This window comes from Pseudoalteromonas sp. SG45-3, from assembly GCF_014164075.1.
Classification (GTDB): Bacteria; Pseudomonadota; Gammaproteobacteria; order Enterobacterales; family Alteromonadaceae; genus Pseudoalteromonas; species Pseudoalteromonas distincta.
On the sequence record NZ_JACJEN010000004.1, the window covers coordinates 47,224 to 60,799 of the forward strand.

Sequence of the window (13,576 nt, forward strand, 5' to 3'; positions counted from 1 at the left end):
TACAACAATTTAAGGAGCCAGATTTTAGCACAAATTTACAATCAAAAAAGCTCAATACTATTATCTATCTTTGGTTCGTTATTAACTTCTAATTCACTGTAGGAGGTAACTCTATTACGGCCAGTATTTTTAGAGTAGTAAAGCGCTAAATCAGCCTGATTTACAATACTCGATACAGTATCAATACTCACTAACTCTAAAAAACCAATGCTAATGGTTAATTGGCCAATTTGTGGAAAAGGGTATTGGGCAACATTAAGGCGTAACCGGTTAAGTGCAACGTGTGCATCAGTCTCTGTTTTTGCTTGAAATAACATTGCAAATTCTTCACCACCATACCTAAATACATAGTCTTCAATCCTAAAATTATTTTTTAGTAGCCGTGCAACAAGTAAAATAACCTCATCGCCAATTACATGCCCGTAGTTATCATTAATATTTTTAAAGTTGTCGATATCGGCAATAGCTAAATACCAACGTCGCTTTTTATTGTTATCATTTCTTGGTAACAAAAAACCGTTACCCGATACAATCTCAATTACTTTTTTATCAAATGTTTGCCTATTTAAAAGCTCTGTAAGTGGATCTAACCGCGACTTATATAATAGCCCAAGCTGATTAGCATAAATATTTAAAATATGTACAGCTAACATAGTTATTCGTTCTGGTAATTCTTGCTCGGTTTCTATTAATAAAGTGCCGACTACTTTTCCAAAATGATAAATAGGCACGTAACTTGATGTGCTACTAAAGGCATAGCTCACCCTAATTTTATTTTGAGTGACCTTTTGTAATAACAATGATGCTTCATCTGGGCTTAATTGCTCTAAATTACTGTTTGAATTAATAAGAGTAGGGGGTATGGGGGCTGAAAAATTTTTATTGACGTAAATGGCAAAATTATCAACTTCGAGCAAGTCGCTAATTATTTGTATTAATGCGCTATCTAAATCACTTTCTTCCTCTTGCTGGGTAAGCTTAATAATCCATTCGTGCCCACACTTATTTGCCTTCATTACACTGCCTAAACTAATTAAACTTTTATTAGTCTAGACAATACTCATGAATTTACTAAGTTATGAGGTAATACTTATTAACTAATCCTTTAGAATAGGTATTAAAGTAATACTAAGTCGTCGCGATGCAATACTTCTGCACCACTATCGTATTCAAGTAACTCACCTATTTGATTTGAGTGTGCGCCTTTGATTTTATTTACCTCGGTACTGCTAAAACGCGTTAAGCCACGTGCAATTACTTGATTTTTAGTATCTATTAAATCAATTAAATCGCCTCTTTCAAAACGTCCAAATGCATTAGTAACGCCTTTAGCAAGTAAGCTTGCACCTTTATTTTGAAGGGCACTAATAGCACCTGCATCTATAACAATTTGGCCGGTACTTTTAGGCCCAGCTAGTAGCCATTTTTTACGGCCATCTTTTGGGGCGGTGAGTTTTAAAAAGCGTGTACCAGGTAACTCGTCACTCATACATTTTAAAATAACGTTTTTACCAGCGCCTTTAGCAATAATGACTTCAACGCCTGCACGCCTTGCAATGTCGGCTGCTTGTAATTTGGTTGCCATGCCGCCAGTACCTAAGTTTGTACCACTGCCACCAGCAAGTTGGCGCAGCTCATCGTTTATATGTGTTACTTCACCAATGAGGGTGGCATCGGCATTGGTGCGAGGATCGCTGGTAAATAACCCTTCTTGATCGGTAAGTAGCAATAATTTATTAGCATTAGCCAAAATAGCAACAAGTGCCGATAAATTATCGTTGTCGCCTACTTTTATTTCACTGGTAGCGACTGCGTCATTTTCGTTAATGATGGGCACAACATCGTAATTTAATAACGCATTGAGTGTATCGCGGGCATTAAGGTAGCGCTCTCTGTCGTCTACATCAGCGCGGGTAAGCAGCATTTGCCCTACATTTACCCCATATAAAGCAAACAAGCTCTGCCAAATATGAATAAGTTGACCTTGTCCAATTGCAGCAAGCATTTGTTTATCAATTAAGCTTCTGCCACAGGGTTTTAATAGTTGTTCGCGCCCAGCAGCTACCGCGCCGCTCGACACTAAAATAACCTGATGCCCCTGCTTTTTAAGCTCGCAGCATTGGCGTACTAATTCAACCATATGTGCTTTGTCTAGCTTATCGGTGCCGCCAGTTAGTACGCTTGTACCAAGCTTTACAACTATTACCTGTTCCCTTTGCATGTGCTTTTTACTATTGATTAATTAAAGATGAATTAATTTATACCAGCTCGGTATTTTTGAACAAGTTAAAAATTTTCATGCTAGGATCTGATTTTATTAAATTAAGTAAATTACTCTCTATGCCTGCCAGTTTATGTTTAATTATTGCCACCTTTTTATGGGGCAGCTCTTTTATTGCGCTCAAATACGCCATTGCTATTTACGACCCTGCATTGGTGATATTTTTACGCATGCTCACCACGTTAGTTTTGTCGCTTTGTTTATGGCGCTACGTTATTCGGTTTGAGTACTTAAAAGGTGACTGGAAGTATTTAGTGGGTATGTCGCTTGCTGAGCCTTGCTTATACTTTTTATTTGAAGGCCATGCAATGGAATACACATCAGCCTCGCAGGCTGGTGTTATTGTCTCTTGCTTGCCTATTATTATTGCGTTGCTTGCCTTTGTATTACTTAAAGAGCATATAAGCAAAGCCATTGTTGTCGGTTTTACGCTGTGTATAGGCGGCAGTATTTTACTTACGCTTCTTTCACCAAGTACCGACCAAGCACCTAATCCGTTACTAGGTAACTTTTTAGAGCTTATGGCGATGGTGTGCGCTGCATTTTATACCGTAAGTATTAAACATTTAGCTAATCGCTACTCGCCCCTGACTTTAATTGCTTTGCAAGGTATTAGCGGCAGCTTGTTTTTTGCGCCGTTTTTATTTTTTATCGACCTACCAAGCGAAAACCAGCACGACTTAACTGCGCTCATGAGCATTTTGTATTTAGGTTCGTGTGTAACCCTTGGCGGCTACGGCATGTACAACTATGCAATTAGCAAAGTATCAGTATTAACCGCGGCTGCGTACTCTAATTTAATTCCTATTTTTACACTTATTTTATCAGCTATTATTTTGGGCGAAGTGCTCAACGTTTGGCAATGGCTGAGCATATTTGTGGTATTTATTGGCGTAATGGTAAGCCAGCGCCATCAAGAACTCGTGGTTGATATACCGCTTAGCGAATCAGGCGAAGACATTTGCGCAGATACAAGCAACCTTAAATCAGTACCCGAGGCAAGTGAATCAAAAGGGTAACAGGTAAGCAAATACAGCCCAGGTGTTTGTAAAAATGAGTTTTGGGATTGATGAATAACCTCAATCCCCGTTACCTTATAATTTTGAATCACCCCACTTTGCAGTTGCAAAGTAAACGCCTCTCCCACTTTGGCGTGTTGTAAAAATGCAAAGTGGGTGTCGTTATGCCCTGCTATTAGCGCGCCTTTTTCGTTTCCAAACTCTTTTCCGCCCAGCTCCCCTGCGGGTAAAAATTGGCTAGGCGCAAACGCTAAATTGCGACCACTCGCTCCAGCTAATACACTTAATGTTTTATTATGGCTTGGCCAATCAAGCTTTGCAGTCACGTAGCTGTCGGCGTAATACCACGGCTTTACTTTAGTGCCGGGTGATTTAAGCGCCTCTTGCCATGCTTGCTCAATTAATACTTGAGCAAGCCACGCTTTTGCCTGCATATAAGCGCCGTGACCAAATAATCCAAGCCCAGCTATTAGTAAACCCGCGCTTAGCCACTTTTTCATTTACGTGCCCTGCTTAACTTAAATGATCGGTTTATTTTAAGGGCGCTAGATCCCAATAATAAAATACAGCCTAGTAATATATGTAACCTGCTTTGCCCATCGGTTTGCGGTAAACGCATTGCCATACCTTGTGGTACTGCATTAGTAGCTTGCGCCGTTTGCTCTGCCACTTCTTTTATTTGAGTTTGTTCAATCGCTATAAAAGCAGTAAACGGGCTAAGTAATTGATGAGTAAGCGCAAGCTCCTGTACTTCATCTTTAACTGTATTTTGCTCGTTGTATAAAAGTAATGACTTGATTTTTTGGCGCGCCCACAGTTTTGCTATACCTTGAGCGCTTGAGCTATTTTGTGTACTTAATTTAATACTTAAAGGACCTTGTGCTGTTTGCCCAGCAAGTACCACATTTTTAGCATTATTAAGTTTTATGGCGACCATGATAGGCTCACCAAAATATAAATCAGGTAGTGGTGACGGCCAAAAATCTAAGCTGTTACCGCTTTCATCGCTTAGCCCCAAATTAGTAATAGCCGGATGTGCAAGCTTATCAAACAACTGCTGCATTTTAGGTTGCACCTCGCTTGTGCTGCCTATAAACGTAAATGAGCCTTTACCTATATCTGCCGCTCGGCGCATAAAAAAGCTATTCGGTGCGCTGCCAATACCCACTGTAAATAAGCGGCTATCGCCTAATTTACTTTGAATATTTTTAAATAATGCATCTTCATTACTTACGCTGCCATCAGTTAAAAATACAACTTGGCGCACAAAACCATCAAACTCGCTACCATCAAGTACGGCATTAAGCGCACCTTGTATTTCAGTGCCACCGTCGGCCTCTAGGCTATAAATAAATCGCTCTGCACGGCGTAAATTAAAGTCACTGGCTATAAGTGGTTTATCGCTCATTGGAGTTACTATGTTGTCAAAACCAATAATGTTAAAGCTGTCGTCGCTATCAAGTAATGAAAGTGCATAAAACAACGCTTTTTTAGCTTGCTCCATAGATTGCCCATGCATAGAGCCTGACGTATCAACTACAAATACCATTTCACGAGGTAAGCGCTGTGTTTGTGTGAAATGATCCCCTGGTGGCATTAGCATAGCAAGCCCGTATCGGTCACCATTTTCAAACTGCTGAGTAAAAAATGCGGCTTGAGCTTGCTCTTTTTGCAGCGGTTTAAACTCAAGTACAAAGTCGCGATTAACTGCATTTGTCTCATTTAACGCTATTTTATATTGTCCAAACGCGGTGTTTTGCACATCAACATTGTGAAATTTAGAATTGATATCCACCAGCTCTAAGCCTACGTCTATATCTATGTTTAAGCTAAATTGGCTGCTTGGTACGTTATCATTTTGATTACTGCTTTTAATACTGTAAACAGGGCTTAACCATCCCGTTGGGAGTGAGTTAACGTGCGTTTGGTTCTGAGTATTAACCTCAACTTCACCACTAATCGCGTGATAACGCGGTGTAATGGTAGTAGGAAATCTAATAGCAAATGTGCCGCTGCTGTAATCAATTATTTCTTGATACTCAAGCTCAATAATTACTTGCTCACCAGGGCCAATATTTGCCACATTCGTAATAAACATATTGGCGCGTTGCTGGCGTACAAGGGCCGCTTGCTTACCTGCTTTTTTAGCCTCCTCGTATTTTTTTTCGGCCTCTACCTTTTTATCAATTTGGCCTTTAATGACTCGCTCACCTATACGCATAGTCATGGCATGTACGGCGCTTTCATCAGGCAATGGAAAAACGTAGCGCGCATTAACCGCAAACGGGTTTTCGTTTTGATAGGTTTGCGTGACTACAACATGATTAATCAGGCCAGTTAAGGTCATATTGGCGTCGCTTTTTAATATTATTGCTGGGCCTGCTGGCGCACCATTGCTATCAAAAAGCTCTAACTTGGGTGATTGCGCATGGCTTTTGAAGCTCGCTAACAGCACAATCGCTATGAATATAAAAATGCTTACTTTAATAAGCATTTTGGTCGGTTTACTCAACATAAAATCACTCCATCGAACGCTTTGTTTTACTTAGATTCAGTTAGATTTAGTTACTCGCCGTTTGGCCATTTACTGGATTCATTGAGCGAGTGGTAAGCGTTACGCGTCTATCAAAAAAGTTATCTTCCACCGTGTTGCTGTTAGCCAATGTTTGCTGCTCGCCAAATGCCTGCGTGCTTAAACGTTTGTGGCTCACACCGTGCTTTATTAAATAGCTTTGCACGGCATTTACACGCGCTTTAGAAAGTAAAAGGTTGGCTTGCTCATCGCCGCGCTGATCGGCAAAGCCACTTAAATCAAGTGCGAGTTGTGGTTGGTTGTTTAACAAGGTAACGAGTTGGTCTAACTGCAGTGCAAAATGCGGGGCAATAACACTTGAACCTGTTTTAAATTGCACCGTCATCGCCAATAAGTTATTAATTTGAACTTGAGTTAACTGCTCATTTTGATTGGCAAGCACTTCTAGCTGTTGCTCTAACATATTGTTGTGGTTAAGCACGTGTTGGTAATCGCTGGTTTTTTCTTTCATAACCGTAATTGCACGCTCTTGCTCTGCAATTTTGTTATCAGCTACTTTTGAATCACCTATTAAACCACCGGCAAATGCCCCAATAAACGCGCCTATTGGCCCGCCTACTACGCCGCCAATAATAGCGCCTGCACCTAAACCAATAGCCGTTTCTTTATGGGCTTCTTTTGATGGCGTGTTAGATGTTGAGGCAATTGCTGGAGTACAAAAACTAGCAACGAGTGTTAATGCAATTAATGTCTTCTTCATGATTTGACCCTTAAACTTACTTTTTAATTTGTGATGTTTTGTTTTGATGGACCTATTAAAACAAGTTCAAGTGGCAACAAAGGGGATCAAAAATGGCAAACTGCTGAGCAATTGTGGCAAAAAAATGGCAATTGCCTTTTTAAGCGTACTTAGCTTAAAAACTTCGATATAGTGCACAGCAGAGCCGATAGGATAATGATTAAGATGAAAAAAATAGCCATCGTTGAAGATGAACCCGCAATCCGCGAAAACTACATAGAAATGCTGAGCGCACAGGGCTACCAAGTCAGTGGCTTTGCCGATCGCGCCAGCGCTGAAGCTGCATTTAAAAATGCCCTGCCCGATTTAGCCATTGTTGATATTGGCCTAGGCCATGAAATAGATGGTGGTTTTTTACTGTGCCAAACATTGCGATCGCTTTCTAAAACACTGCCTATTATTTTTTTAACCGCCCGCGATAGCGAAATAGATACCGTATGCGGCCTACGCATGGGCGCCGACGACTACCTAACAAAAGACATAAGCTTGGCTCACTTGGCTGCACGTATTGGTGCGCTATTTCGCCGAATGGAAGCACTTGAACAACCCGCTGATGCAAATGCACTCATAACACGCGGGCAGTTAACGCTCGACACGCAACGTATGCAGGTATTTTGGCAGCAACAATTAGTTGATTTAACCGTAACCGAGTTTTGGATGCTGCATTCACTCGCCCAGCGACCAGGCCATGTTAAAAGCCGTAACGATTTAATGAGCGATGCAAAAATTTATGTAGACGACAGCACTATTACTTCCCACGTAAAGCGTATTCGTAAAAAATTTATAGCACTCGACAGCTCCTTTGATTGCATAGATACCGTGTATGGCATGGGCTACAGGTGGGAACAATACTAATGCTACGATTTGGTCTACGCAGTAAATTTATATTACTTTCATGTTTTTTGTTTTTGCTACCGTGGCTTGGCTACGAGTACGTATGGGAAATGGAAAAGTTTTTACGCCAAGGCCAAGAAAAAACCCTCGTAGGCACCACTCGCGCACTTGCTACCGCATTACATGAGCGCCCTGCATTATTTGACGAGCAAACCAACTTTTTAGACCAAGTTGTAAAAGGTCGTGATTTATACGCTTATAATCTTAAAAACCCTATTCAGCTCGACGGTAAACTTAACGATTGGGACAGCTATCAACCGTTATTTTGGCACTACGACAAACGCTATTTACAAAAAACAGATAACAAACATCAAGCCAGTGACTTATCGTTTGATCATATGGTTGGCAAGTTTGATAACTACTTATACGCCGCATTTAAAGTAACCGACAATACCCTTATTTATCGCGCTAAAAATAGTTTAAGCATTACCAATAACGATTATTTACAAATTGGCTTAAAAACACCTGACGGCCAATTTAATACCTATATAATTGCGCCACGCCAAGATGGCTGGGTTAATGCGTTTGATGCAAATACCAAAGCCCCTTTTACAAAAATTCAGGGCTATTTTGAAAGTACCGAATCAGGTTATAACGTAGAGCTGCGCTTTCCTATTAGCATGCTGGGCAACAAACTTGGCTTTGCTATTGTTGACATTGATAGTAAAGAGGCATTGCTAGAGCCTAAAATAATGTCGACCTCAAACTTAAATAACCCAAACGATTTAGGCTCAGTATTAGTCCCTTCTCCAGAAATTAGCCGTATTTTAAAAGGTATGGGCCACAGTGGTAGCCGCATTTGGGTGGTTGATAACCATCATCGTGTACTTGCGCAATCGGGTACTATTCAAAATGCAGATGGCGTATGGGCTGATGGACTTGCTAACAAAGCACCTGAAACTTGGTGGCAGCGCTTTGAGCAAAATTACTTACACCCAATTTACTATAAAATATTAACGCGCCCCGAAAATGAGTTTTTAGATACCCTGCACGATGTAGCTTCTATGCAGGGCACACATTTAGCGAAAGCATTAAAAGGACAACCTGCATCGTCTTGGCGCTTAACTCCCGACAGCAAAGCCGTTATTTTATCGGCCGCTTACCCTATTTGGATTCAAGACCAAGTAATTGGCGCGGTAATAGCAGAGGAAACCACAAACGGCGTACGTACGCTGCGTAACAAGTCACTTGAAAAACTCTTTAACGTTATTTTAGCTGTGATGCTAATTGGTACTGTCACATTGTTCTTTTTTGCCTCACGTATATCGAACCGAATTAGGCGGCTGCGCGATACCGCTGAGCAAGCAATTGATGCACAAGGGCGTGTTACCGGCAGTATTAATTACAGCGATGCTAACGATGAAATTGGGGATCTGTCTCGTAGTTTTTCAAATATTGTAAGCCGACTTGGTGGCTATACCGATTACTTAGAAAATATGTCGTCACGGTTATCCCACGAGCTGCGCACGCCAGTTGCCGTAGTGCGCTCATCACTCGAAAACTTGCAAAGCTTGCCACAAAACGAGCTGAGTCAAAAATACCTCGACCGCGCCAGTGAAGGCGTTGAACGCTTAGGTAAAATAATAACCACCATGAGCGAAGCCACCCGCCTTGAGCAGAGTATTCAAAGCAACGAGTCTGAGCCTTTTGATTTACAAAAAGTAATAAATGGTTGCATGCAAGGCTACCAGCTTACTTACCCAAACCAGTTATTTACGCTTGATGTATGCCAAAGCAAATTACCTATGCAAGGTGCACCGGAGTTTATAGCCCAGCTGCTTGATAAACTTATTAGTAACGCGCTGGAGTTCAGCAAAGCCAATACGGCTATTAATGTAAGCCTTAAGCAGAGCGAAAATAAAGCAACATTAACAGTGAGTAATACTGGTCCTGCTTTACCTGAAGGACTCACTGAGCATATTTTTGACTCTATGGTGTCGGTACGTAGCCAGCAAATGCAGCAACAGCCACATTTGGGGTTAGGGCTTTATATTGTAAGGCTGGTGTGCGATTACCATAAAGGCAGTGTAACCGCGCAAAACAACGAGCAAGGTAATGGTGTAGTGTTTACCGTAACACTGCCGTTAGCTAATGGTTAGGGCTGTATTTATACCGTTATATTTGTACCGTTATATTTATAGCCCCAGCATTATATGCAAATAGTAAGTACGCAATAAGTTAAATTCAGCTGTATATTTTTAGTTAAAAAGAGCTACTTTAATTTACCTTAACTCCATATAAATTAACAAACAACCCCCTCTCATCCCTCAAAACCTGCCGGTTACAATTTAGTACAACTTCAAATGTAACTATTCACTTTTTATTCAGTCGAATGACCATACCCTACATCATATTAAAGTATTAAATTGAAGGAATACTCATGAAACCATCACTAGAGCGTGAAGAACTAGACTTTATTTTTGACTTATACAGGCCCTCTAAAAAGCCCAAGTCTGAAGAGGTAAAACCAAAAAACACCAATTACAAAGAGCTAAGAAAGCACGACGCGACTAAAAACCAAGGTGTATCGCACTACTTAGTCTAATTTTATTACGCTTGGGACTTCTCATGTTCTAAAAATGCTTTAATGCAGTTTATTTCTGCAAGTTTTACTTCTTCGCCTATTTCAGGGCCTTTTTTGCCATTTTTAAGTGCATCTTGCACTACTTGTTTCTTATCCATTTTTTGCAGTTCAGTATGAATTGCTCGCAGTTTAGCTGCTTGCGGGTATGGCTTATCGACCAGTGTTTCACCACGCCCTTGTGCATCGCATTGGCATGCTTGGGTAAACGCTATAAAACGTTCTGGGTGTACCAACGCATTTAAGTTAGTCACTATTAGCTTGTGAATGGTTTGCGGCCTTAACTGATCAACTGTATGGCAAAGGGTGTGATTATCACTGGTGAGTACACCAATATCGCGAAAACGGTTAGGCACTTTTAAGCGCTCACAAAACGCCTCAATAACTGCAACACCTTCGCGTTCGTGCCCACGTAGGTTTCCATGCTTTTTAAAACTAAGCGCTTTTCCAAAATCATGGGTAAGTGCAGCAAAACGTGCTTCTAAGTTAAAATTTAAATCGGCTGCACGCCTAAGTACCAACATAGTATGCACAAATACATCCCCTTCAGGATGATGGTTTGCCGGTTGCGGTACATTAACCATGCGCTCAAGTTCTGGAAAAATACCTAAACCTTGCAGTGCTTCAAAATAAAGCTCAGGGTGCTTTTCACCCAGTGCTTTTTCAGTTTCAAGCCACACGCGCTCAGGTACTAAATGATTTAGCTCACCTTTATTTTTAAGCTCGCGCATTAATGCATAGGTACTTGGGTGAATACGCCAATCGCTGCCATAGCGCGCTAAAAAACGGGCAATACGCAGTACTCGAACAGGGTCTTCTACAAATGCCTCAGTGGTGTGGCGCAGTGTTTTATTTTGTAAGTCAGTTTGGCCATTAAACGGGTCAATAATATTACCGTGTTCATCAAGCGCCATTGAATTTATGGTCAAATCACGCCTTGCTAAATCTTCTTCTAGCGTAACGGTTGGGCTGGCATCAACCACAAAGCCTGTATAGCCTTTGCCACTTTTACGCTCTGTGCGCCCCAGTGCGTATTCTTCTTTTGTTTTTGGGTGTAAGTAAACCGGAAAGTCACTACCTATTGGCACAAAACCAAGCGATTCCATCGTTTTTGGTGTTTCCCCAATCACTACATAGTCGTTATCTTTTGATTTTATATTTAGCAGTTTGTCGCGCACTGCACCACCAACGAGGTAAACTTGTTTTAAGTTACTTTTCACTTTATTCCCAATAACACTTGCCCAATTGTTTGACGCTAATCATATCATTAATTAAAAAATTCTGCGGTATTTGCCAAGCTTAAGTAAGCTCATTACAATGGCGCATTATTTTTAGCTATAGCCTCATAATTAATGAAAAACCATTCATCAAAAAAAGAACTCATGTTACTACCCATTTTATTAGTGGTTATTTTGATGTGTGTGGCGGGTCACTTTTTACTACAAGCAAATTTTCAAGACAGTAATTTGGTTGAATACATGTTGGCAGCACTGCCGTTTGCTATGTTTGGGTTGGTTATTGTGGCGTTTAAAATGGCGGCTAAAAGCGAAAAGGATGAACAAAACAAGCAGGACTCTTAATCCTACTCTGTTTTAGCTACTTATTATAATTTAAAGTATGTGATAGCCAAACCAGTCTGGCTTTATCGGCTGCGATATACCGCTGGGCGTGAGCTTAATGTTTAGCTGGCTGTCGAGTAAATCAATGGCAAAGCAATCGTCCACATCATGTAAATCATCTTTATGAATATGACTAAGCCCTGCGAGCAAATCGTTTTTAGCGCGCTCTTTAGCTTCATGGCTACTGCTTGCAACATACAGTGCAAAGTCATGTTGCTCAGCCATGGAATCACTTCTGTAAGCGCCTAAATTTACAAAATAGAGTTGTTTATTTTGCTCCACATAGCTATCAACAACTTCTACTTTAAAGCCATCAATATGATTAATTGCCATGTAGCTATCCATGTGAACACTACTTCTGTCGCCTACCCATTGGCTTTTTAACTTTGAGTAGGTTTGCTCTATATTCTCCCCTACTACAAAACGAATATCATGCATTTCAATGTGGCAACCTTGAATCCGGCCACCTAAATACACCATAAATAACTGCATGCTTTTCCTTAACCTAAATTATCAACATCAATATTATGCTTTTTAATCAACTTATAAAAATCTGAGCGGTTGCGCTTGGCAAGCTTAGCGCCTTCAGCTACGTTACCACCTGCCATTTTTAAAGTGTTAATTACATAGTCGCGCTCAAACTCTTTTTTAGCGTCGTTGAGTGATAATGGTTCTACGTTTGTTTCGTTACTATTTAGCGCAGCTAACACTAAATGCTCTGAAATAACATCGCTTGGCGTTAATGCTACAACCTGCTCTACTACGTTTTGTAATTGGCGGATATTACCTGGCCAATCGTAACGCACAAGTGCATGCATAGCATCGCTTGCAAAGTGTTTTTCAGTTTGGTTCATGCGCTTAGCAATGCTTGCACTAAAATGCTGTGCTAATAAGCTTATATCTTCGCGGCGCTCACACAGTGGCGGTAATTTTAAATTAACTACGTTTAAGCGATAGTATAAATCTTCTCTAAATTGCTGGTTTAAAATAGCTTCAGGAAGATTTTTATGTGTTGCCGACACTATGCGTACATCAATTGCTATCTCTTCTTGAAAACCTACTGGGCGAATTGTTTTTTCTTGTAATACGCGCAGTAACTTAACCTGTAAGTTAAGCGGCATATCGCCAATTTCGTCTAAAAATAACGTGCCACCCTGTGCTTGTTGAAACAAACCTTGGTGATCTTTAATTGCCCCCGTAAACGAGCCTTTTTTATGACCAAATAATTCGGACTCTAAAAGCTCCCCTGGTACAGCGCCGCAGTTAATTGCAACAAAAGGGCCACCGCTTACATGGCTATGCTGATGAATCGCCTGTGCGAGTAATTCTTTACCAGTACCACTAGCCCCCGAAATAAGTACATTAACTTGGGTTGGCCCAAGTAGTTTTACTTGCTCTAACAAGTGCAGCATGGCACCACTGCGCGTAACTATATTACTTTTAGGTGCAGCTTCATCGGCGTTAACACCATGAATTTCTATCGCTTTTGCAAGGCTGTCAAATAGCTCGTCTTTATCCACTGGTTTAGTTATAAATGCAAAAATGCCCTGCTTAGTTGCCTCTACGGCATCAGGAATTGAGCCGTGCGCTGTCATCATAATGACAGGTAATGCAGGGTAGCGGCTTTGCAGCTGACGATGCAGTGCCATACCATCCATTTCATCCATGCGTAAGTCGGTTATAACGGCATCAAACACTTGGCTTTTAAGTATTTGTAGTGCAGTTAAGCCGCTTTCGCAGGTTGTTACTTCGTATCCTTTTGATTCAATACGAATAGCGAGCAGTTTTAATAAGCTAGCGTCGTCGTCTACGAGTAATACTTTTGCACCTTGTACTTTAGTTGCGGCCAT

The 13,576-nt window shown here is 40.9% G+C and carries 13 protein-coding genes; 5 read left to right on the forward strand and 8 right to left on the reverse strand.

The features are described from left to right. Window positions 1–41 precede the first annotated feature (41 nt). A complete protein-coding gene (locus H5126_RS06310) occupies window positions 42–1,016 on the reverse strand; it encodes a GGDEF domain-containing protein (protein ID WP_182695723.1) in 975 nt (324 codons plus the stop codon). A 101-nt stretch (window positions 1,017–1,117) separates the two neighbouring features. Next, entirely contained in the window at window positions 1,118–2,221 is a 1,104-nt protein-coding gene (proB, locus tag H5126_RS06315) for a glutamate 5-kinase (protein ID WP_024597326.1), read from the reverse strand. Window positions 2,222–2,340: 119 nt separating this feature from the next. On the opposite strand from proB, the gene H5126_RS06320 reads away from it, so the two are divergent. Further along, entirely contained in the window at window positions 2,341–3,300 is a 960-nt protein-coding gene (locus H5126_RS06320) for a DMT family transporter (protein ID WP_024597327.1), read from the forward strand. On the opposite strand, the gene H5126_RS06325 is transcribed toward H5126_RS06320, so the two are convergent. Genes H5126_RS06325 through pdsO form a run of 3 tightly spaced genes read right to left on the reverse strand, consistent with a single transcriptional unit; the run spans window position 3,195 to window position 6,593 of the window. Continuing rightward, entirely contained in the window at window positions 3,195–3,800 is a 606-nt protein-coding gene (locus H5126_RS06325; protein WP_182721374.1) for a class GN sortase, read from the reverse strand. The genes H5126_RS06320 and H5126_RS06325 overlap by 106 nt on opposite strands. Beyond that, the gene (locus H5126_RS06330; protein ID WP_182721373.1) at window positions 3,797–5,815 is read right to left on the reverse strand and encodes a marine proteobacterial sortase target protein; all 2,019 of its coding nucleotides are present in this window, start codon (window positions 5,813–5,815) and stop codon (window positions 3,797–3,799) included. The genes H5126_RS06325 and H5126_RS06330 overlap by 4 nt, the downstream gene beginning before the upstream one ends. Before the next feature lie 46 nt (window positions 5,816–5,861). After that, complete coding sequence (pdsO, locus tag H5126_RS06335; RefSeq protein ID WP_007377011.1) at window positions 5,862–6,593, reverse strand: sortase-associated OmpA-like protein PdsO; 732 nt, start codon at window positions 6,591–6,593, stop codon at window positions 5,862–5,864. A gap of 204 nt (window positions 6,594–6,797) precedes the next feature. Here pdsO and pdsR point away from each other — a divergent pair, with 204 nt between their 5' ends. From pdsR to H5126_RS06350, 3 genes are all read left to right on the forward strand, one after another. Then, entirely contained in the window at window positions 6,798–7,487 is a 690-nt protein-coding gene (pdsR, locus tag H5126_RS06340; protein WP_182721372.1) for a proteobacterial dedicated sortase system response regulator, read from the forward strand. Further along, entirely contained in the window at window positions 7,487–9,625 is a 2,139-nt protein-coding gene (gene pdsS / locus H5126_RS06345; RefSeq protein ID WP_182695729.1) for a proteobacterial dedicated sortase system histidine kinase, read from the forward strand. Before pdsR ends, pdsS begins: the two co-directional genes overlap by 1 nt. Before the next feature lie 281 nt (window positions 9,626–9,906). Continuing rightward, window positions 9,907–10,071, forward strand: a complete 165-nt coding sequence (locus tag H5126_RS06350) for a hypothetical protein (protein WP_182196201.1) — start codon at window positions 9,907–9,909, stop codon at window positions 10,069–10,071. A gap of 5 nt (window positions 10,072–10,076) precedes the next feature. On the opposite strand, the gene H5126_RS06355 is transcribed toward H5126_RS06350, so the two are convergent. Next, on the reverse strand, window positions 10,077–11,327 hold the full coding sequence (locus H5126_RS06355; protein WP_182721371.1) for a multifunctional CCA addition/repair protein: 1,251 nt from the start codon (window positions 11,325–11,327) through the stop codon (window positions 10,077–10,079). Between the two features lie 132 nt (window positions 11,328–11,459). On the opposite strand from H5126_RS06355, the gene H5126_RS06360 reads away from it, so the two are divergent. Next, entirely contained in the window at window positions 11,460–11,687 is a 228-nt protein-coding gene (locus H5126_RS06360) for a hypothetical protein (RefSeq protein ID WP_182692551.1), read from the forward strand. A 30-nt stretch (window positions 11,688–11,717) separates the two neighbouring features. Here the strand turns inward: H5126_RS06360 and H5126_RS06365 are convergent, their stop codons facing one another. Both H5126_RS06365 and H5126_RS06370 read right to left on the reverse strand, forming a co-directional pair. Further along, window positions 11,718–12,218: a DUF1543 domain-containing protein gene (locus H5126_RS06365; protein WP_002961636.1), complete on the reverse strand. Its 501-nt coding sequence runs from the start codon at window positions 12,216–12,218 to the stop codon at window positions 11,718–11,720. Window positions 12,219–12,226: 8 nt separating this feature from the next. Continuing rightward, the gene (locus H5126_RS06370; protein ID WP_024597600.1) at window positions 12,227–13,576 is read right to left on the reverse strand and encodes a sigma 54-interacting transcriptional regulator; all 1,350 of its coding nucleotides are present in this window, start codon (window positions 13,574–13,576) and stop codon (window positions 12,227–12,229) included.

What these genes read in the sequence shown, in the direction of transcription:
- H5126_RS06350 (WP_182196201.1), top strand. Translation starts at nt 9,907, where the DNA reads ATGAAACCATCACTAGAGCGTGAAGAACTAGACTTTATTTTTGACTTA.
- pdsR (WP_182721372.1), top strand. Translation starts at nt 6,798, where the DNA reads ATGAAAAAAATAGCCATCGTTGAAGATGAACCCGCAATCCGCGAAAAC.
- pdsO (WP_007377011.1), bottom strand. Translation starts at nt 6,593, where the DNA reads ATGAAGAAGACATTAATTGCATTAACACTCGTTGCTAGTTTTTGTACT.
- H5126_RS06310 (WP_182695723.1), bottom strand. Translation starts at nt 1,016, where the DNA reads ATGAAGGCAAATAAGTGTGGGCACGAATGGATTATTAAGCTTACCCAG.
- pdsS (WP_182695729.1), top strand. Translation starts at nt 7,487, where the DNA reads ATGCTACGATTTGGTCTACGCAGTAAATTTATATTACTTTCATGTTTT.
- H5126_RS06365 (WP_002961636.1), bottom strand. Translation starts at nt 12,218, where the DNA reads ATGCAGTTATTTATGGTGTATTTAGGTGGCCGGATTCAAGGTTGCCAC.
- H5126_RS06360 (WP_182692551.1), top strand. Translation starts at nt 11,460, where the DNA reads ATGAAAAACCATTCATCAAAAAAAGAACTCATGTTACTACCCATTTTA.
- proB (WP_024597326.1), bottom strand. Translation starts at nt 2,221, where the DNA reads ATGCAAAGGGAACAGGTAATAGTTGTAAAGCTTGGTACAAGCGTACTA.
- H5126_RS06330 (WP_182721373.1), bottom strand. Translation starts at nt 5,815, where the DNA reads ATGTTGAGTAAACCGACCAAAATGCTTATTAAAGTAAGCATTTTTATA.
- H5126_RS06325 (WP_182721374.1), bottom strand. Translation starts at nt 3,800, where the DNA reads ATGAAAAAGTGGCTAAGCGCGGGTTTACTAATAGCTGGGCTTGGATTA.
- H5126_RS06320 (WP_024597327.1), top strand. Translation starts at nt 2,341, where the DNA reads ATGCCTGCCAGTTTATGTTTAATTATTGCCACCTTTTTATGGGGCAGC.
- H5126_RS06370 (WP_024597600.1), bottom strand. Translation starts at nt 13,576, where the DNA reads ATGGCCGCAACTAAAGTACAAGGTGCAAAAGTATTACTCGTAGACGAC.